The organism is Ramlibacter sp. bp-362 (assembly GCF_054956735.1).
In genome coordinates this window covers 243,031-260,052 of the sequence record NZ_JBUDXE010000005.1, presented here as the reverse complement: position 1 = coordinate 260,052, position 17,022 = coordinate 243,031, and the positions used below count along the sequence as shown (strand labels likewise).

Genomic DNA, 17,022 nt, shown 5'->3' with positions numbered 1-17,022 from the left:
AAATACCATGAAGGGGCGCCCCCGGGATGCGTCAGATCAGCTTCTCGTCAGCCCGGGTGATCTTCTTGAGGGGCTTGCTGCGGCTTCCCGGCTGCTGCGTGCGCAGCGGCGTCTCCGTGTGGCTCTCGTCCCAGACCGGGTCGTCCAGGCTGTCGAAGACCTCGCGCAGCTTCTGGCCCCAGCCCGTGCGCAGCATGCGGAAGTAGGGATTCTGCGCATCGATGCACACGACCTTGTCGGTGGCGAAGCTCCCCGCCTCGTACACCACCAGGTCCAGCGGCGGCCCCACCGACAGGTTGGACTTCATGGTGGAGTCCATCGAGACCAGCGCGCACTTGGCCGCCTCGTCCAGGTCGGTCTCGGGCGTCAGCACGCGGTCGAGCACGGGCTTGCCGTACTTGTACTCGCCGATCTGGAAGTAGGGCGTCTCGGCGGTCGCCTCGATGAAGTTGCCGGCCGAATAGACCTGGAACAGGCGCATCCCCTCGCCGCGGATCTGGCCGCCGAGGATCAGGTTGACGTTGAACTCCACGCCGGCCTGCTGCAGCGCCTTGGCGTCGCGCTCGTACACGTGGCGCACGGCCTGGCCCAGCACCCGGCAGGCGTCGAACATGCTGGTGGCGTTCCAGATCGTCACCGGCTCGCCCGCGCCGTCCTCGCGCAGCTGCTCCACCTGCAGGATCTCGCGCACCGATTGCGAGATGCTCAGGTTGCCGGCCGACTGCAGCACCATGAAGCGCTCGCCCGGCTTCTCGTAGATGATCATCTTGCGGTAGGTGCTGATGTTGTCCACGCCCGCGTTGGTGCGCGAGTCCGACAGGAACACGAGGCCCGCATTGAGCTTGATGCCGACGCAGTAGGTCATGGAAGGAGCTTCTTGAGCGTGTACAGGGCGTCGAGGGCATCGCGCGGCGCCAGCGCGTCCGGGTCCAGCGCCGCGAGCGCCGCCTCCAGGCGGCTGGGCGCGGGCGCCTCGGCGGCGGGGGGAGGCGCGAACAAGTCTACCTGCTCGCGGCTCTGTTCCTGGTGCCGCTCCAGCGCCGCCAGGGCGTGGCGCGCATGGTTCACCACGGCCGCGGGCAGGCCCGCCAGCCGCGCGACCTGGATGCCGTAGCTGCGGCTCGCGGGCCCCGGCTGGATCTCGTGCAGGAACACGATGTCGGCGCCCGACTCCGTCGCGCCCACGTGCACGTTGACGGCGCAGTGGTGCTTCGCCGGGAACTCGGTCAGCTCGAAATAGTGCGTGGCGAAGAGGGTGAAGGCCTGCGTGCGGTCGTGCAGGTGGGCGGCGATGCCCGAGGCGAGCGCCAGCCCGTCGAAGGTGGAGGTGCCGCGGCCGATCTCGTCCATCAGCACCAGGCTCTGCGCGGTGGCGCCGTGCAGGATCTGCGCGGCTTCCGTCATCTCCAGCATGAAGGTGGACTGCGCGTTGGCCAGGTCGTCGGCCGCGCCGATGCGGGTGTGGATCGCGTCCAGCGGTCCCAGCCGGCAGGCCCGCGCCGGCACGTAGGAGCCCATGGCCGCCAGCAGGCAGATCAGCGCCACCTGCCGCATGTAGGTGGACTTGCCGCCCATGTTGGGGCCGGTGATCACCTGCATGCGCTGCTTCGGCCCCAGGCGCGTGTCGTTGGGAATGAAGGCACCGCCGGTCGTCTCGGCCAGGCGCGCCTCGACCACGGGGTGGCGGCCCTGCGTGATCTCGATGCCCGGCTCCTTCATGAACTGCGGGCGGCACCAGTTCAGCGCCAGGGAACGTTCAGCGAGGGCGCACAAGGCGTCCAGCGTCGCCAGCGCGCGGGCGAGGCGCGTGAGCGCAGGCACGTGGTCCTGCAGGGCATCGAGCAGCTGCTCGTACAGCCACTTCTCGCGGGCCAGCGCCCGCTCCTGCGCCGACAGCGCCTTGTCCTCGAAGGCCTTGAGCTCCGGCGTGATGAAGCGCTCGGCGTTCTTCAGCGTCTGCCGGCGGCGGTAGTCCTCCGGCACCTTGTCCAGCTGGCCCTGCGTGACCTCGATGTAGAAGCCGTGCACCTTGTTGTACTGCACGCGCAGGTTGGCGATGCCGCTGCGCGCGCGCTCGCGCGTCTCCAGCTCCAGCAGGAAGCCGTCGCAGTTGTCCTGGATGGCGCGCAGTTCGTCGAGTTCGGAATCGTGGCCGGTGGCGATCACGCCGCCGTCGCGCACCAGCGCCGAGGGGTCCTCGCGCAAGGTGGCGGCCAGCCGCTCCGCGCAGCCCGCGGGCGGTTGCAGGTCCGCCGCCGCCTGCGCCAGCAGCCCGGGTTGGCCTTGCAGCAGCGAAGCGAGCTGCCCCGACTTCGCCAGCGCCCAGCGCAGGCCCACCAGCTCGCGCGGGCGCACCTGGCGCAGCGCGGTGCGGGCGGTGATGCGCTCGACGTCGCTCATGCCCTTGAGTTCGGCGCGCAGCTTCTGCCACGGCCCTTCGCGCAGCGCGGCGATCGCGTCCAGGCGCTGCTGCGCCACGGTGCGGTCGCGCAGCGGCTCCAGCAGCCAGGACTTGAGCATGCGGCTGCCCATGCCGGTCTGGCAGGTGTCCAGCAGCGAGAAGAGGGTGGGGCTGTCCTCGCCACGCAGCGTGCGCACCAGCTCCAGGTTGCGCCGCGTGGCGGGCGGCAGCTCGATGCGTTCGTCCGCGCGCACGACCTGCAGCTGCCGCACGTGCGAGAGCGCCCGGCCCTGCGTGTGTTCGGCGTAGGCGAGCAGGGCGGCCGCGGCGGCGTGCGCCTCGGGCAGGTCCTCCGCGCCCCAGGCCGACAGGCTGGCCGCGTGCAGTTGTTCCAGCAGCTTGCGCTGCCCCAGGCCGGCGTCGAACTGGAAGCCGGGCCGCAGGCTCGCGGGCACGGCGCCGCGCGCGGCCTGCAGCTTCTGGGCGAAGGCGGGGGTCAGCTCGGTGCTGTGCAGCAGCTCGCTGGGCGCGACGCGCGCGATCCAGTCGGCCAGGTCGTCGGCGTCGCACTCGGCCAGCTGCAGCGCGCCCTGCGTCACGCTCAGCCAGGCCAGGCCCACGCGGTGCTTCGCGCCCTGGTGCACGGCCAGCAGCACCGCCTCGGACTTGTCGGCCAGCAGCTCGGAGTCGGTCAGCGTCCCGGGCGTCACGACCCGGATCACCTTGCGTTCCACCGGCCCCTTGCCCGCGCCGACCTCGCCGACCTGCTCGCAGATGGCCACCGATTCGCCGCACTGGATCAGGCGCGCGAGGTAGCCCTCGACGGAGTGGAAGGGCACGCCCGCCATCACCACCGGCTCGCCCGCCGACATGCCGCGGCGCGTGAGGGTGATGTCCAGGAGGCGCGCCGCCTTCTCCGCGTCGGCGTAGAACAGCTCGTAGAAGTCGCCCATGCGGTAGAAGACCAGCGTGGACGGGTAGTCCGCCTTGATGGCGAGGTACTGCGCCATCATCGGGGTGTGGGCGCTCAGGTCGGAGGTCGGCACCGCGCGATTATCGGGGGGGCGCCGGCCGGCGCTCCACTAAACTCGGACAGTCATGTCCTTGTGGTGGATCCTCCTGCTGCCGTTCGCCGGCAGTTTCGTTGCCGCGGTGCTCCCCACGAGGGCGCGCAACGGCGAGTCGCTGCTGGCCGGCGCCGTGTCGCTGGCCATCGCGATCGGCGTGGGGCTGCAGTTCCCGCGCATCGCCGACGGCGGCGTGATCACCGAGCGGATCGCCTGGCTGCCCAGCGCCGGGATCGACCTGGTGCTGCGCATCGACGGCTTCGCCTGGATGTTCGCCATGATGGTCAGCGTGATCGGCGCCCTGGTGGCGCTGTACGCGCGCTACTACCTCTCGCCCGACGACCCGGCCGCGCGGTTCCACTCGCAGATGCTGGGGTTCATGGGCTCCATGCTGGGCGTGGTGGTCTCGGGCAACCTGGTGCAGCTGGTGGTGTTCTGGGAGCTCACCAGCCTGTTCTCCTTCCTGCTGATCGGGTACTGGCACCACCGCAGGGACGCCCGGCGAGGCGCCCGGATGGCCTTCACCGTCACGGCCGCCGGCGGGCTCGCGCTGCTGGCGGGCGTGCTGCTGCTCGGTCACGTGGTGGGCAGCTACGACCTCGACCAGGTGCTCGCCGCCGGGGACCGCGTGCGGGCGCATCCGCTGTACCTGCCCATCGTGCTGCTGGTTCTGGCGGGCACGCTCACCAAGAGCGCGCAGTTCCCGTTCCACTTCTGGCTGCCCAACGCCATGTCGGCGCCGACCCCGGTGTCGGCCTACCTGCACTCGGCGACCATGGTGAAGGCGGGCGTGTTCCTGATGGCGCGCCTGTGGCCGGTGCTGGCGGACACCGAGGTGTGGTTCTGGGTGGTGGGCGGCGCCGGGCTCATCACGCTGCTGCTGGGCGCGTGCGTCGCCATGTTCCAGAACGACCTGAAGGCGCTGCTGGCGTATTCGACCATCAGCCACCTGGGGCTGATCACGCTGCTGCTGGGCCTCAACAGCAAGCTGGCTGCGGTGGCCGCGGTCTTCCACATGCTGAACCACGCGACCTTCAAGGCCTCGCTGTTCATGGCCGTGGGCATCATCGACCACGAGACGGGCACGCGCGACATGCGCCGCCTGGACGGCCTGTACCGCTACATGCCGGGCACGGCGGTGCTCGCCATGGTCGCCTGCGCCGCGATGGCGGGCGTGCCGCTGCTCAATGGCTTCCTCTCCAAGGAGATGTTCTTCGCCGAGACGGTCTACCTGCGCGCCTCGCCGGTGGTGGAATACGGGCTGCCGGTCGCAGCCACCATCTTCGGCATCTTCGCCGTCGTCTATTCGCTGCGCTTCGGCTACGACGTCTTCTTCCGCGGCGAGCCGCGCGACCTGCCGCGCGAGCCGCACGAGCCCGTGCGCTGGATGCGCCTGCCGATCGAGCTGCTGGTGCTGGCCTGCCTGGTCGTCGGCATCGCGCCCAACCTGGCGGTGCGGCCCGTGCTCGATGCGGCGGCGGCCCCGGTCGTGGGCGGCGAGCTGCCGGCCTACAGCCTGGCGCTGTGGCACGGCGTGACGCGGCCCCTCGCCATGAGCTTCCTGGCCATGGCCGGCGGACTGGTCGTGTACCTGCTGTTCGGCGCCCGCCTGAAGCGTTCCGACCCGGCGCCGCTGGGCCGCTTCGACGGCAAGCGCGCCTTCCGCGCGGTGCTGGTGGGCCTGACGTCCGGCGCGCGCCTCCTGCTGCGCTACGCCAGCACCCGCCACCTGCAGATCCAGCTGCTCTGGATCCTGGTCGCGGCCGGCGCCGCAGCGCTGGCCGCCGCCGTGGTCGTGCCGCTCGAGTGGGGGCACCGCCCGCGCGTGCCGGCCACCCCGGCCTTCGTGCTGCTGTGGCTCGTGGGCGCGGCCGCCGCCGTGGGGGCGGCCTGGCAGGCCAAGTTCCACCGGCTGGTGGCCCTGGCGCTGCTGGGCGTGGTCGGCGTGGTCGTCTGCGTGACCTTCGCCTGGTTCTCCGCGCCCGACCTCGCCTTGACGCAGATCGCGGTGGAGGCGGTGACCATGGTGCTGTTCCTGCTGGGCCTGCGCTGGCTGCCCAAGCGCATCGCGCAGGACGACCCGCGCATCGCCTGGCGCGCCCGCTGGCGCCGCCGGCGCGACCTCGTGCTGGCCGTGCTCGCCGGCGCCGGCCTCTCGGCGCTGTCGTACGCGCTGCTCACGCGCACGGGCGCCACCAGCATCTCGCCCTTCTTCCTCGCCAGGTCCCTGCCGGAAGGCGGCGGCCACAACGTGGTCAACGTGATGCTGGTCGACTTCCGTGCCTTCGACACGCTGGGCGAGATCACCGTGCTCGCCACCGTGGGGCTGACGATCTACGCGCTGCTGCGGCGCTTCCGCCCGCCGCGCGAGGTGATCGAGCAGCCGCCGCAGCAGCTCGTCGCGCGCGCGCCCGGCACCGACCTGATGCAGCCGCGCGAAGCCTTCGACGAGGCGCGCGAGGAGGCGAGCGGCGGCTACCTGCTGGTGCCGGCCGTGCTGGTGCGGCTGCTGCTGCCGATCATGCTGCTGGTGGCGCTGCAGCTGTTCCTGCGCGGCCACAACCAGCCGGGCGGCGGCTTCGTCGCGGGCCTGACGGTGGCCATCGCCTTCGTCACGCAGTACATGGTGAGCGGCACGCAGTGGGTGGAGGACCGCCTGAACGTGCGGCCGCCGGCGTGGATGTCCGTGGGGCTGCTGCTGGCCGTGCTCACCGGCATCGGCTCGCTGGTGTTCGGCTACCCGCTGCTCACCACGCACACCGCGCACTTCACCCTGCCGGTGCTCGGCGAGCTGCACCTGCCGAGCGCGACCTTCTTCGACCTGGGCGTGTTCTCGGTCGTGCTCGGCTCCACGCTGCTGCTGCTCACGGCGCTGGCGCACCAGTCGCTGCGGGCGCGCCGCCGGCCCCCCGGAGGGCCCGCCTGATGGAAATCATCATCGCCCTGGCCATCGGCGTGCTCACGTCGGCCGGCGTCTGGCTGGTGCTGCGCCCGCGCACCTTCCAGGTCCTGGTGGGGCTGTCGCTGCTGTCGTACGCCACCAACCTGTTCATCTTCAGCGTCGGCAGCCTCTCGGTGGCCAGCGAGCCCATCGTGCAACCGGGCGTGCCGGCCGACCTGGTGAACTACACCGACCCGATGCCGCAGGCGCTGGTGCTCACGGCCATCGTGATCGGCTTCGCGACCACGGCGCTGTTCCTCGTCGTGCTGCTGGCCTTGCGCGGCCTGACCGACAGCGACCACGTGGACGGGGGGGCGCCCCCTTGAGCCTGCCCGCCACCGACCATCTCGTCGCCGTCCCGGTGCTGCTGCCGCTGGCCTCCGCCGCCGTGCTCCTGGCCATGGGCGACCGCTGGCGCCGCGCCAAGGCGGCGCTCAACCTCCTGTCCATGCTCACGAGCCTGGTGCTGGCCTTCGTGCTGCTCGCGCGCGCCGGCGACGGCGCCGAGGCCGTGGCCGTGTACCTGCCGGGGAACTGGCCCGTGCCCTTCGGCATCGTGCTGGCGCTGGACCGGCTCTCGGCGCTGATGCTCGTGCTGGCCGCCTGCACCGGCACCGCGGCGCTGATGTTCTCGCTGGCGCGCTGGCACCGGGCCAGCGTGCACTTCCATCCGCTGCTGCAGCTGCAGCTGATGGGGCTGTGCGGCGCCTTCCTGACGGCCGACCTGTTCAACCTGTTCGTGTTCTTCGAGGTGCTGCTGGCGGCCTCGTACGGCCTGCTGCTGCACGGTGGCGGCACGACCCGCGTGCGCACGGGCCTGCACTACATCGCCATCAACCTGGTCGCCTCCTTCCTGTTCCTGATCGGCGTGGCGCTGCTGTACGGCATCACCGGCACGCTGAACATGGCGGACATCGCGCAGAAGCTGCCGCTCGTGCCGGAGGAGGACCGCGGGCTGCTGCACGCGGCGGCGGCGCTGCTGGGCGTGGCCTTCCTGGCGAAGGCGGCGTTCTGGCCGCTCAACTTCTGGCTGGCGCCGGCCTATGCCGCGGCCAGCGCGCCCTCGGCCGCGATGTTCTCCATCCTGACCAAGGTGGGCGTCTACGCCGTGCTGCGCCTGTGGACGCTGTGCTTCCCGCTCGGCGCCGGCGGCTCGGCCCTGTTCGGCAGCCCGGTGCTGGCCTGGGGCGGCCTGGTCACGCTCGCCTTCGGCGCCGTCGGCATGATGGGCTCGCAGCAGCTCGCGCGCGTCGCGGGCTACAGCATCATCAGCTCCTCGGGCCTGGTGCTGGCGGCCATCGGCCTCGACCAGCCCGGCGTGACGGCCGGCGCGCTCGTGTACATGGCGAGCTCCACGCTGGGCGGCGCCGCGCTGTTCCTGCTGGCCGAACTCGTCGAGCGCTCTCGGCGGGCGGAGGTCGACCCGCCCATCGTCGACGACGACGGCACGCTGCTCGTGTTCGGCGAGCCTCCGCGCGACGTGAACCTCGACGACGAGCAGATGGCGCTGGTCGGGCGCGCCATTCCGGCGGCGCTGGCCTTCCTGGCGCTCACCTACCTCGTGTGCCTGATGGTGGTCGCCGGGCTGCCGCCGCTCTCGGGCTTCGTCGGCAAGGTGGCGATGCTGGGCGCGCTGCTCGAGGCGCCGGCCACGGCGGGCGAACCCGGCTCGCGCTGGCTGCTGTTCTCGCTGGTGATCCTCTCCGGCCTGGCGGCGGCGATCGCCCTGATCCGCGCCTTCATCTCGCACTTCTGGACGCTGCAGGACCGCGTGGCGCCGCAACTGCGGGTGATCGAGGTGCTGCCCGTCACGCTGCTGCTGGCCGGCTGCATCACGCTCGCCGCGGCCGGCGAACCGGCGCTGCGCTTCACGCGCGACGCCGCCGCCGCGCTGCATGCGCCGCGCCAGTACACCGAGGCCATTCTCGGTGCGAAGCCCGTGCCGGCGCCTGCCCGGGAGGGCGCGCGATGAAGCGCTGGCTGCCTTCGCCGTGGCTGTCGGCCGCCCTCTGGGCGATGTGGCTGGTGCTGAACGATTCGCTGGCGCCGGCCCACCTGCTCCTGGGTTCCATCGCCGGGCTGCTGCTGCCGGTGCTGGTGCTGCCGCTGCGTCCGCCCGGGCCGCCGCTGCGCCATCCGCTGCTGCTCGTGCGGCTGATCGCGCACGTGGCCATCGACGTGGTCACCGCGGCCATCGCCGTCGCCTGGGGCATCCTGCGGGCGCGCCGGCGCGCACCGCGGGGAGGCTTCGTCGCCGTGCCGCTGGAGCTGCAGGATCCGCATGGACTGGCGGCGCTGGCCGTCATCACCGCCGTCACGCCGGGCACCGTCTGGTCGGAGCTGGCCGCGGACCGGCGCAGCCTGCTGATCCACGTGTTCGACCTCCCCGATGAGGCGGCCTTCATCGCCCACTACAAGTCGCGCTACGAGCGCCCGCTCAAGGAGATCTTCGGATGACGCTGCTGTCCGTCGCCGTCACGCTGACGCTGGTGCTGTATGCCCTGGCCATCGTGCTGGCCCTGGCGCGCCTGTTCCGCGGCCCGCGCGCGCAGGACCGCGTGGTCGCCCTGGACTTCAGCGCCACCGTCGCGATGCTGCTGGTGCTGGCGCTGGCGATCCGCTACGACAGCACGATGTACTTCGAGGCGGCCCTGCTGATGGCCTTGTTCGGCTTTGTCAGTTCGGCGGCGATGGCCAAGTTCCTGCTGCGCGGGGAGGTGATCGAATGATCGTCGACGCGATCGTCGCGCTGCTCCTGCTGGCGAGCGGCGTCCTCGCGCTGGCCGGCGCCCTGGGGGTCGCGCGCCTGCCGGATTTCTTCCTGCGCCTGCACGCGAGCTCGCTGGCCACCACGCTGGCGGCCTGGGCGGTGACGCTGGCCTGCATCGTCCATTTCAGCGCGGGCCCGGGCCCGCTGTCGCTGCATGTCTGGCTGATCGTGATCGTGCTGGCCATCGCCGCGCCCGTGACGACCGTCCTGGTCGCCCGCGCCGCGCTGTTCCGCGAACGCACCGCCGGCGGCGAGTCGCTGCCCCCGCCGCTCTACACCGACGACCGCTCCTAGCTACAGGCGCTTCTCCAGCTCGTGCCTCTGGATCTTCCCCGTGCTGCTGCGCGGCAGCTCCGCCAGCGCGATCGGCCGGATCTCCTTGGGCATCTTGTACGACGGCAGCCGCTCCCGGCAGAACGCGAGCAGCGCCTCCGCATCGAAGGCACCCTCGTCACAGGCCACGAAGGCCACCGGCACCTCGCCCCAGCGGGCGTCCCGCCTGCGCACCACGGCGGCGTCGCGCACCCGCGGGTGCGCCAGCAGCACGCGCTCGATCTCCGCCGGATAGATGTTCTCGCCGCCCGACTTGATCATGTACTTCAGCCGGTCCACGAAATCCAGGCTGCCGTCGGCGTGGCGCACGAACATGTCGCCCATGTGGAAGCAGCCGCCGCGGAAGTCCTGCGCCGTCGCCTGCGGGTTGCCCCAGTAGCCGGAGAAGAGCGTGGGGCCGCGCACCGTCATCTCGCCGGGCGTCTCGGGCGGCACCTCCTTGCCCTCGGCGTCGACCAGCCGCACCAGGCACCAGCCGTTGACGCGCTTGGAGAGCGACGCGGGCACCTCGCCCGCCGCGAGCAGCGAGGCGGACGCCGGCGGCAGCCCGGTCTCGGTCGAACCGAAGGTGTTGAGGTAGGGCGCGCCGACGATGGCCGTGAGTTCCGCGACCTGCTGGCGCGGCACGAGGTCGGCCATCGCGCCCACCACCTTCACCCCGCGCAGCCGCCCCTGCAGCGGCCGCAGCGCGGCGATCATCTGCTCGATCATGCCCGGCATGGCGAGCAGCCAGCCGACGGGCTCCTGCTGCAGCCAGGCGGCGATGCGATCGAGCTGCAGGCCGTCGCACACCAGCACGGTGCCGCCCAGCAGCAGCGTCGCGAGCGCGTGGTCGGTGGCCGCCATGTGGAACAGCGGCGACCAGGCGATGAAGCTGTCGCGCCCCGTGATGCCGTACTCGGAGGAGAACACCAGCGCCCGCGCCGCCATCGCCCGCTGCGAGACGAGCGCGCCCTTGGGCAAGCCGGTGGTGCCGCTGGTGTAGAGGATGACGAGCCCGTCCTCCGGGTCCACCTCCGGGTCGGGCGCGGCGGGAGCGTGACTGTCGCGCCAGTCGCCGAAGTTCGCGTCCAGCGGCAGCACGCGCGGGCCGGAAATCGCGAGGCGCTCCCAGGCCGCCGCGTAACGCGGCGACACGACGACCAGCGACGGCGCGACAAGCGCGATGCAGTGCCGCTGCTCCTCGTCCGAAAGGCGCCAGTTGAGGCAGGCGACCGTCACGCCCAGCTGCGCCGCCGCGAGCTCCAGCTCGATGTACTCGAAGCAGTTCTCCGACCAGACGGCGATGCGGTCTTGCCGCTTCACTCCCAGCGCCTGCAGTCCCGCCGCGACCCGCGCGACTCGGTCGCCGAGCGCGCCGTAGGTGAGGGCGTGCTTGCCGTCGCTCAGCGCGATGGCCTGGGCCTGCAGCGCCGCGCGCTGGCGGAACAGCGCGCCCACGGTCATGCGCGAGGCCTGGGTGCTCAGCTCCATGCGGTGCTCCTCGTGGGCAGGCCGCTGTGCATCAGGCGGCCGTCGAGGCGGCGGCCGATGATGCGTTCGGCCAGGCGGGCCGCCTCCAGCAGCTTGGGCAGGTCCAGCCCGCTGGCGATGCCCAGTTCGGCGCAGAGGAAGGCGAGGTCCTCCGTGCAGATGTTGCCCGAGGCGCCGCCGTGCGCGTTGCCGCAGAAGGGGCAACCGCCCAGGCCGGCGACGGACGCGTCGAACAGGTCCACGCCTTCCTCCAGCGCGGCGAAGGCGTTGGCCATGCCGAGGCCGCGCGTGTCGTGCAGGTGCAGGCCGATGCGCGCCTGCGGCAGGATCTCGCGCGCGAGCGCGATGCGGCGGCGCACCGAATGCGGGTTCGCCATGCCGACGGTGTCGGCGAGGTAGAGCTTGGGGACGCGGAAGTCCTCCTCGCGCTGCAGTTGCGCGAGGAAGCGCAGCGGCGCGGCGAGCGTCGCCTCGCCGATCTCGCCTTCCAGGTTGCAGCCGAAGGCCGTCATCACGTAGGCGGACTCGATGGCCACGCCCGCGGCGCGGTAGCGCCACACCCATTCGCGCTGCTCCTGCGCCACCCCTTCGGCGCTGCGGCCGTTGTTCTCGCGCGCGAAGGCGTCCGACGCATAGAAGTAGAGGCTGCCCACGAGGTCGACGCCGGGCGTGGCGCGGGCGCGCTCGAAACCCTGCGCGTTGAGCCACAAGCCGGTGTAGCGCACGCCGGGGCGGCGGCGGATGGCGGCGAACAGCTCCGGCGCGTCGGCCATCTGCGGCACGCGCTTCGGGTTGACGAAGGAGGCGACCTGGATCTGCGCCAGGCCGCTCTCGGCCAGCGCTTCCACCAGCGCGGCGCGGTCGGCGACGGAAAAGCCGGGCGGCTCGCTCTGGAAGCCCTCGCGCGGGCCTTCCTCGTGGATCTCGACTTTCGCAGGCAGGGCCATGGGCGCTCCTCACTCCGCCTGGATGCGGAACAGTTCCTGGTGGCGCTCCACCTTGCCCTGCGCGGCGCAGCCGACCGCCGCGACGCAGCCGGCCACCGGGGCGGTGATCGCCAGTTCCATCTTCATCGATTCCAGCGTCGCCAGGCGCTCGCCGGCCGCGACCTGCTGGCCCGGCTGGACTTCGACCGCGATGACGACGCCCATCATGGGCGCGCGCACCAGGCCGTGCCGCGCGGTGCTGCTGCCGCCCTCGGCCGCGTGCAGCGGGCGCACGTCGAGCGCGAGGTCGCCGTCAGGGAAGCTGCAGCGCGCGTGCGCCTGGCCGAGGTCGGCGCGCAGGGCGAGCACGTGGCCGTCCACGGACACGGTCGCGTCGGCGGCGTTCACCGCGACGGCGTGGCTGCGCTCGTCCACGCGGACGGTACCCGGGCCGAAGCCGATCTTCCAGGCGGTGCCGCCGCTGGCCGCGAGGTGCGTGGCCGCGGGCACGTCCGCTTCGGCGCCGCGGCGCAGGCGCCAGCCGGTGAGCGCCGCGTCCTGCCAGGCGCCGCCGGCCGGGCCCTGCGCGCGCTCGCGCGCGAGCCACAGGGCCATCGCCGCGGCGACGCGCTCGCTGGCGGGGACGGCCGCGGCGCGCGCCGCGAGCCACTGGTCGACGAATTCCGTGCTGATCGCGTTCTCCCGCACCTGCAGGTCGGCGAGCAGGGCCAGCAGGAAACCGCGATTGCTGGTGACGCCCAGCAGCGTCGTGCCCGCCAGCGCCTCGTGCAAAGCCTGCAGCGCGTCGGCGCGCGAGGGCGCATGCGCGACCAGCTTGGCCAGCATCGGGTCGTAGTGCGGCGTGACCTCGCTGCCGGCGGCCACGCCGGCGTCACAGCGCACGCCGGCGGGCACGGCGAAGGCGGCGACGCGGCCGGTGCAGGGCAGGAAGCCCTGGTCCGGGTCTTCCGCGTAGAGGCGCGCCTGCACGGCGACGCCACGGGGCGCGGGCACTTCGTCCTGCGTGAAGGGCAGGCGTCCGCTCGCGACCGTCTCGATCTGCAGCTGCACGAGGTCCAGCCCCGTCACCGCCTCGGTCACTGGATGCTCCACCTGCAGGCGCGGGTTCACTTCGAGGAAGGCCGCGTCGTCGCCGGTGACGGCGAACTCCACCGTGGCCAGCCCCCGGTAGCGCGTCGAGCTGCCGAGCGCGATGGCGTGCGCCCACAGGCGCTCGCGCAGCGGCTGCGGGAGGCTGCTCACCGGCGCTTCCTCCACCACCTTCTGGAAGCGCCGCTGCAGGCTGCATTCGCGGTCGTGCAGGTGGATCACGTTGCCCTGGCCGTCGCCGAGGATCTGCACTTCGACGTGGCGCGGCGCGGCGAGGTAGCGCTCCACGATCAGGCGCCCGTCGCCGAAGGCCGAGCGGCCTTCGCGGATCGCCGACTCGATCGCCGCACGGGCGCCCGCGCCGTCGCGCAGCACGCGCATGCCCTTGCCGCCGCCGCCCGCCGCGGCCTTGAGGATGCAGGGCAGGGGCATGCCGGCGACCAGGGCGAGCAGGGCCTCGACGTCCTCGGTCGGCGGCGCCAGCCCGCCCGCCGTCGGGATCTCCAGCTGGCGGGCGAGCCGCTTGGCCTCGGCCTTGTCGCCGAACAGGGCCAGCACCTCGGGGGAGGGGCCGATGAACGTGAGGCCCGCGTCCGCGCAGGCGCGCGCGAAGGCGGCGTTCTCGGAGAGGAAACCGAAGCCGGGATGCACGGCGTCGGCGCCGACGCGCCGCGCGGCCGCGACCACCGCGGCGCTGTCGAGATAACTGGAACGCGCCGGCGCGTCCCCGATCAGCACCGACTCGCCAATCGCGCGCACGTGCAGCGCTTCGGCATCCGCCGAGGAGTGCACCGTCGCGACGGCCAGTCCCATGCGGCGCACCGTCCGCGCGATGCGGCAGGCGATCTCCCCGCGGTTGGCAATGAGGATCTTGCGCATGGCCGGCCTCACATGCGGAACACGCCGAAGCGCGTGGGCGGCGAGGGCACGCGGGAAGCGAGGTCCAGCAGCAGCGTCATCGTCTCGCGCGTTTCCGCCGGGTCGAGGATGCCGTCCACCCACAGGTGGCGCGCGTAATTGCGCGCGGCGGCGAAGGTCTCGTACTGGCGGCGGATCGGCGCCTTGAACGCCTCCTCGTCCTCGGCGCTCCACTGCTCGCCGGGCTTCAGGTTCTGCCGCTTGACCAGAGCCAGCGTGGTCGCCGCCTGGTCCGGCCCCATGATCGCGGCGCGGGCGTTGGGCCACATGAACATGGCGTCGGGCTGGAAGGCGCGACCGCACATCGCGAGATAGCCGGCGCCGTAGGCGCCTCCGGTAATGATCGTGAAGCGCGGCACCGAGGCGGAGCTCATGGCCGTGATGAACTTGGCGCCGGCCTTGGCGATGCCGCCTTCCTCCGCCTCGCGCCCGACCATGAAGCCGGAGACGTCGGCCAGGAACAGCAGCGGCACGTCGCGCTTGCAGCACAGGTCGATGAAGTGCGTCGCCTTGAGCGCGCTCTCGCTGAACAGCACCCCGTCGTTGGCGAGCACGCCCACCTGCCAGCCGCCGATGCGGCCGAAGCCGCAGGCCAGCGTCTCGCCGAATTCCGCCTTGAACTCCGTGAGCTCGCCGCCGTCGAGCAGGCAGGGCAGCAGCTCGCGCATGGGCGTGGGCTTGCGCGCATCGCGCTGCACGAGGCCGTAGATGTCGGTGGGCGGGCGCGAGGGCGCCCGAGGCCCCGCGCGATCGCGCAGCGGCGGCGGCATGGGCGGCAGTTCGCCGACGAGCCGGCGGGCGATGGCGATCGCGTGGCCGTCGTCGTCGGCCAGGTGGTCGGTGACGCCGCTCACGCTGCTGTGCATCGCCGCGCCGCCCAGCTCCTCGGCCTGCACGATCTCGCCGGTGGCGGCCTGCACCAGCTGCGGGCCGGCGAGGAACAGGAAGCCCTTGCCGCGCACGATCACCACCTCGTCGCACAGCGCCGGGATGTAGGCGCCGCCGGCGGTGCAGGCGCCCAGCACGACGGCGATCTGCGCGATGCCCTCGGCGGACATGCCGACCTGCTGGTGGAAGATGCTGCCGAACAGGCCTTCGTCGGGAAAGATGTTCGCCTGGTCCGGCAGGAAGGCGCCGCCGCTGTCCACCAGCGTGATGCAGGGCAGGCGGTGGCGCCGCGCGAACCGCTGCGCCCGCACGTGCTTGCGGCAGGTCATGCCGAAATAGGTGCCGCCCTTCACGGTGGCGTCGTTGGCGATCACCATGCAGGCGCGGCCCTGCACCAGGCCGACGCCGGTGACGATGCCCGCGCCCGGCGCCACGCCTTCGTACAGGCCTTCGCCGGCGAGCTCGCCGATCTCCAGGAAGGGCGAGCCGGGATCGAGCAGCAGCGCGATGCGGTCGCGCACCAGGATGCGGCCGCGCTGCAGGTGCTTGGCGCGCGCTTCCGGCGGTCCGCCCAGCCAGGCGCGCCGGCGCGCGTCGAACAGGTCCTCCAGCAGGGCGCGGTAGGCGGCCTCGTTCTGCGCCTGTTCCGTCAGGGCGTCGCGCGCGCTCACTCGCCGAGCTCCGGCGCGTGGCGCAGCGTGAGCGCAACCTTCTGCGCGCCCGGCGCGGCGAAGAAGCCGTGGCGCACCATGCGCACGTCGGCCTTCACCGCGAGCGCATTGCGTATCCGCGCCTCGACCTGGCGCGCCACTTCGGCATCGGTGGACGCGTTCGCTTCGGGCGCCCGCTCCACCAGCAGCTTCAGGTTCTCCTGCGTCGCATGCCCCTGGAAGTCGGCGAGCACGCGCACGACGCCGCCCACCAGCGGCTTCATGGAAGAGACGATGTCCTGCACGGCCGAAGGGAACAGGTTCACGCCGCGCACGATCAGCATGTCGTCGGTGCGGCCGAAGCAGCGGATCGCGGGTGTCGTGCGGCCGCCGGGGCCGCCCATCGCCGTCACCGTGACGTGGTCGCCCGAGCGGAAACGCAGCACCGGCGAGGCCTCGCGCCCCAGCGAGCTGTAGACCAGCTCGCCGGTCGCGCCCTCGGTCCACGGAATCGGCTCGCCGCTCCGGGGATCGACCAGCTCCGCCAGGATGTGGTCCGGCGCGACGAAGTACATGCCGCGCTGGTCGTCCGCCTCGGCCCAGTAGACGCAGCCCAGGTCGGTGCCGCCCATGACCTCGCAGCACGTGGCGTCCCATTGCGACTGCAGGCCGGCACGGATCGCGGGAATGCCGCCGCCCGGTTCGCCGCCCACCACCAGCCGGCGCACGCCCAGCGCGCTGGCCTTCACGCCCACGAGTTCCTCCGCCACGGTCGCGAGGTAGAGCAGGAAGTTGGGCGTGCCCACGGCGCAGCGCGGCCGCGCGTCGCGCGCGGCGATCAGCAGGCGGTCGACGCCGCCGTCGGCGCCCACCGGCAGGTCCACCGCGCCGATGCGCGTGATGCCCTGCCAGATCGGGATGCCGCCGACGAAGCCCTTGCTCATGGAGAAGGCATGCAGCACCATGTCGCCGGGGCGGATGCCGCAGGCGTAGAGGCCCCGCGCCGTCATCTCGGCCCAGGCTTCCCGGTCGGCCTGCGTGAGGCCCACGTAGGCGGGGCTGCCCGTGGTGCCGGACGAGGCCTGGATCTGCACGATCGCCTCCGCCGGCGCCGCGCGGTGCAGGCCCAGCAGCGGCGCGGCCTGCAGGCTGTCGCGCAGCTCCTGCTTGGTGGTGAAGGGGATGCGGCGCAGGTCGGCGAGGCCGCGGATGTCGGAGGCCGCGATGCCGGCGTCGCCCAGCTTGCGCTGGTAGAAGGCGGAGCGCGCGGCGAGGTAGGCGAGCTGGTCCTGCAGCTTGCGCAGCTGCAAGGCCTGCAGCTCGGGCCAGGGCGTGGTCTCGACCGGGCTGAAGGCGCCGGGCGGGGTGGGGTCCATGCGACTCTCCTCGGGCCCCGCGAGCGGGGTGAACGCCCGGTTCTAATGCGCCCGGGGCTTTTCCGCAACCCCGGGACGGCCCGGTTGCGCGCGGCCGTTTTAGGCAAGCTGTTGCCTTATCGGGCCGGGCGCCGGCAGGGTTTGCACTGCCTTGCGCCCTCGGACAAGG

General features: G+C 72.4%; 13 protein-coding genes. 6 read left to right on the top strand and 7 right to left on the bottom strand.

The genetic code is table 11. The features are described 5' to 3' along the window. Positions 1 to 31: 31 nt before the first annotated feature. Together ACY0MJ_RS09145 and mutS are read right to left on the bottom strand one after the other, a co-directional pair. Entirely contained in the window at positions 32 to 865 is an 834-nt protein-coding gene (locus ACY0MJ_RS09145; RefSeq protein WP_462638080.1) for a peptidase, read from the bottom strand. Further along, positions 862 to 3,414 (bottom strand): DNA mismatch repair protein MutS, encoded by a 2,553-nt coding sequence (mutS, locus tag ACY0MJ_RS09140; protein ID WP_462638189.1) that lies wholly within the window; start codon positions 3,412 to 3,414, stop codon positions 862 to 864. Before mutS ends, ACY0MJ_RS09145 begins: the two co-directional genes overlap by 4 nt. An 85-nt stretch (positions 3,415 to 3,499) precedes the next feature. Between mutS and ACY0MJ_RS09135 the strand changes: the two genes are divergently transcribed. From ACY0MJ_RS09135 to mnhG, 6 genes are read left to right on the top strand one after another with little or no spacing between them, the layout of a single operon-like run. Then, entirely contained in the window at positions 3,500 to 6,394 is a 2,895-nt protein-coding gene (locus tag ACY0MJ_RS09135) for a monovalent cation/H+ antiporter subunit A (protein ID WP_462638079.1), read from the top strand. Continuing rightward, the gene (locus tag ACY0MJ_RS09130; protein WP_462638078.1) at positions 6,394 to 6,735 is read left to right on the top strand and encodes a Na+/H+ antiporter subunit C; all 342 of its coding nucleotides are present in this window, start codon (positions 6,394 to 6,396) and stop codon (positions 6,733 to 6,735) included. Before ACY0MJ_RS09135 ends, ACY0MJ_RS09130 begins: the two co-directional genes overlap by 1 nt. Further along, positions 6,732 to 8,381 (top strand): monovalent cation/H+ antiporter subunit D, encoded by a 1,650-nt coding sequence (locus ACY0MJ_RS09125; RefSeq protein ID WP_462638077.1) that lies wholly within the window; start codon positions 6,732 to 6,734, stop codon positions 8,379 to 8,381. The genes ACY0MJ_RS09130 and ACY0MJ_RS09125 overlap by 4 nt, the downstream gene beginning before the upstream one ends. After that, positions 8,378 to 8,866 (top strand): Na+/H+ antiporter subunit E, encoded by a 489-nt coding sequence (locus ACY0MJ_RS09120; protein ID WP_462638076.1) that lies wholly within the window; start codon positions 8,378 to 8,380, stop codon positions 8,864 to 8,866. Before ACY0MJ_RS09125 ends, ACY0MJ_RS09120 begins: the two co-directional genes overlap by 4 nt. Beyond that, complete coding sequence (locus tag ACY0MJ_RS09115) at positions 8,863 to 9,138, top strand: K+/H+ antiporter subunit F (protein WP_462638075.1); 276 nt, start codon at positions 8,863 to 8,865, stop codon at positions 9,136 to 9,138. The genes ACY0MJ_RS09120 and ACY0MJ_RS09115 overlap by 4 nt, the downstream gene beginning before the upstream one ends. Further along, positions 9,135 to 9,473 (top strand): monovalent cation/H(+) antiporter subunit G, encoded by a 339-nt coding sequence (mnhG, locus tag ACY0MJ_RS09110; protein WP_462638074.1) that lies wholly within the window; start codon positions 9,135 to 9,137, stop codon positions 9,471 to 9,473. The genes ACY0MJ_RS09115 and mnhG overlap by 4 nt, the downstream gene beginning before the upstream one ends. Here mnhG and ACY0MJ_RS09105 read toward each other — a convergent pair whose 3' ends face one another. The 5 genes from ACY0MJ_RS09105 to ACY0MJ_RS09085 are packed head-to-tail and all read right to left on the bottom strand — an operon-like array spanning position 9,474 to position 16,853. Next, entirely contained in the window at positions 9,474 to 10,985 is a 1,512-nt protein-coding gene (locus ACY0MJ_RS09105) for a class I adenylate-forming enzyme family protein (RefSeq protein ID WP_462638073.1), read from the bottom strand. Continuing rightward, a complete protein-coding gene (locus ACY0MJ_RS09100) occupies positions 10,976 to 11,932 on the bottom strand; it encodes a hydroxymethylglutaryl-CoA lyase (RefSeq protein ID WP_462638072.1) in 957 nt (318 codons plus the stop codon). Before ACY0MJ_RS09100 ends, ACY0MJ_RS09105 begins: the two co-directional genes overlap by 10 nt. 9 nt (positions 11,933 to 11,941) lie before the next feature. Continuing rightward, positions 11,942 to 13,900 carry an acetyl/propionyl/methylcrotonyl-CoA carboxylase subunit alpha gene (locus ACY0MJ_RS09095; RefSeq protein ID WP_462638071.1) on the bottom strand — a complete coding sequence of 653 codons (1,959 nt, stop codon included), beginning with the start codon at positions 13,898 to 13,900 and terminating at the stop codon, positions 11,942 to 11,944. A gap of 8 nt (positions 13,901 to 13,908) precedes the next feature. Further along, on the bottom strand, positions 13,909 to 15,498 hold the full coding sequence (locus ACY0MJ_RS09090; RefSeq protein ID WP_462638069.1) for an acyl-CoA carboxylase subunit beta: 1,590 nt from the start codon (positions 15,496 to 15,498) through the stop codon (positions 13,909 to 13,911). Beyond that, positions 15,495 to 16,853 carry a phenylacetate--CoA ligase family protein gene (locus ACY0MJ_RS09085; protein WP_462638067.1) on the bottom strand — a complete coding sequence of 453 codons (1,359 nt, stop codon included), beginning with the start codon at positions 16,851 to 16,853 and terminating at the stop codon, positions 15,495 to 15,497. The genes ACY0MJ_RS09090 and ACY0MJ_RS09085 overlap by 4 nt, the downstream gene beginning before the upstream one ends. Between the last annotated feature and the right edge of the window lie 169 nt (positions 16,854 to 17,022).

Coding starts and splice junctions, on each gene's coding strand:
- ACY0MJ_RS09095 (WP_462638071.1), bottom strand. CDS start 13,900: ATGCGCAAGATCCTCATTGCCAACCGCGGGGAGATCGCCTGCCGCATC.
- mutS (WP_462638189.1), bottom strand. CDS start 3,414: ATGATGGCGCAGTACCTCGCCATCAAGGCGGACTACCCGTCCACGCTG.
- mnhG (WP_462638074.1), top strand. CDS start 9,135: ATGATCGTCGACGCGATCGTCGCGCTGCTCCTGCTGGCGAGCGGCGTC.
- ACY0MJ_RS09115 (WP_462638075.1), top strand. CDS start 8,863: ATGACGCTGCTGTCCGTCGCCGTCACGCTGACGCTGGTGCTGTATGCC.
- ACY0MJ_RS09105 (WP_462638073.1), bottom strand. CDS start 10,985: ATGGAGCTGAGCACCCAGGCCTCGCGCATGACCGTGGGCGCGCTGTTC.
- ACY0MJ_RS09100 (WP_462638072.1), bottom strand. CDS start 11,932: ATGGCCCTGCCTGCGAAAGTCGAGATCCACGAGGAAGGCCCGCGCGAG.
- ACY0MJ_RS09085 (WP_462638067.1), bottom strand. CDS start 16,853: ATGGACCCCACCCCGCCCGGCGCCTTCAGCCCGGTCGAGACCACGCCC.
- ACY0MJ_RS09145 (WP_462638080.1), bottom strand. CDS start 865: ATGACCTACTGCGTCGGCATCAAGCTCAATGCGGGCCTCGTGTTCCTG.
- ACY0MJ_RS09135 (WP_462638079.1), top strand. CDS start 3,500: ATGTCCTTGTGGTGGATCCTCCTGCTGCCGTTCGCCGGCAGTTTCGTT.
- ACY0MJ_RS09130 (WP_462638078.1), top strand. CDS start 6,394: ATGGAAATCATCATCGCCCTGGCCATCGGCGTGCTCACGTCGGCCGGC.
- ACY0MJ_RS09120 (WP_462638076.1), top strand. CDS start 8,378: ATGAAGCGCTGGCTGCCTTCGCCGTGGCTGTCGGCCGCCCTCTGGGCG.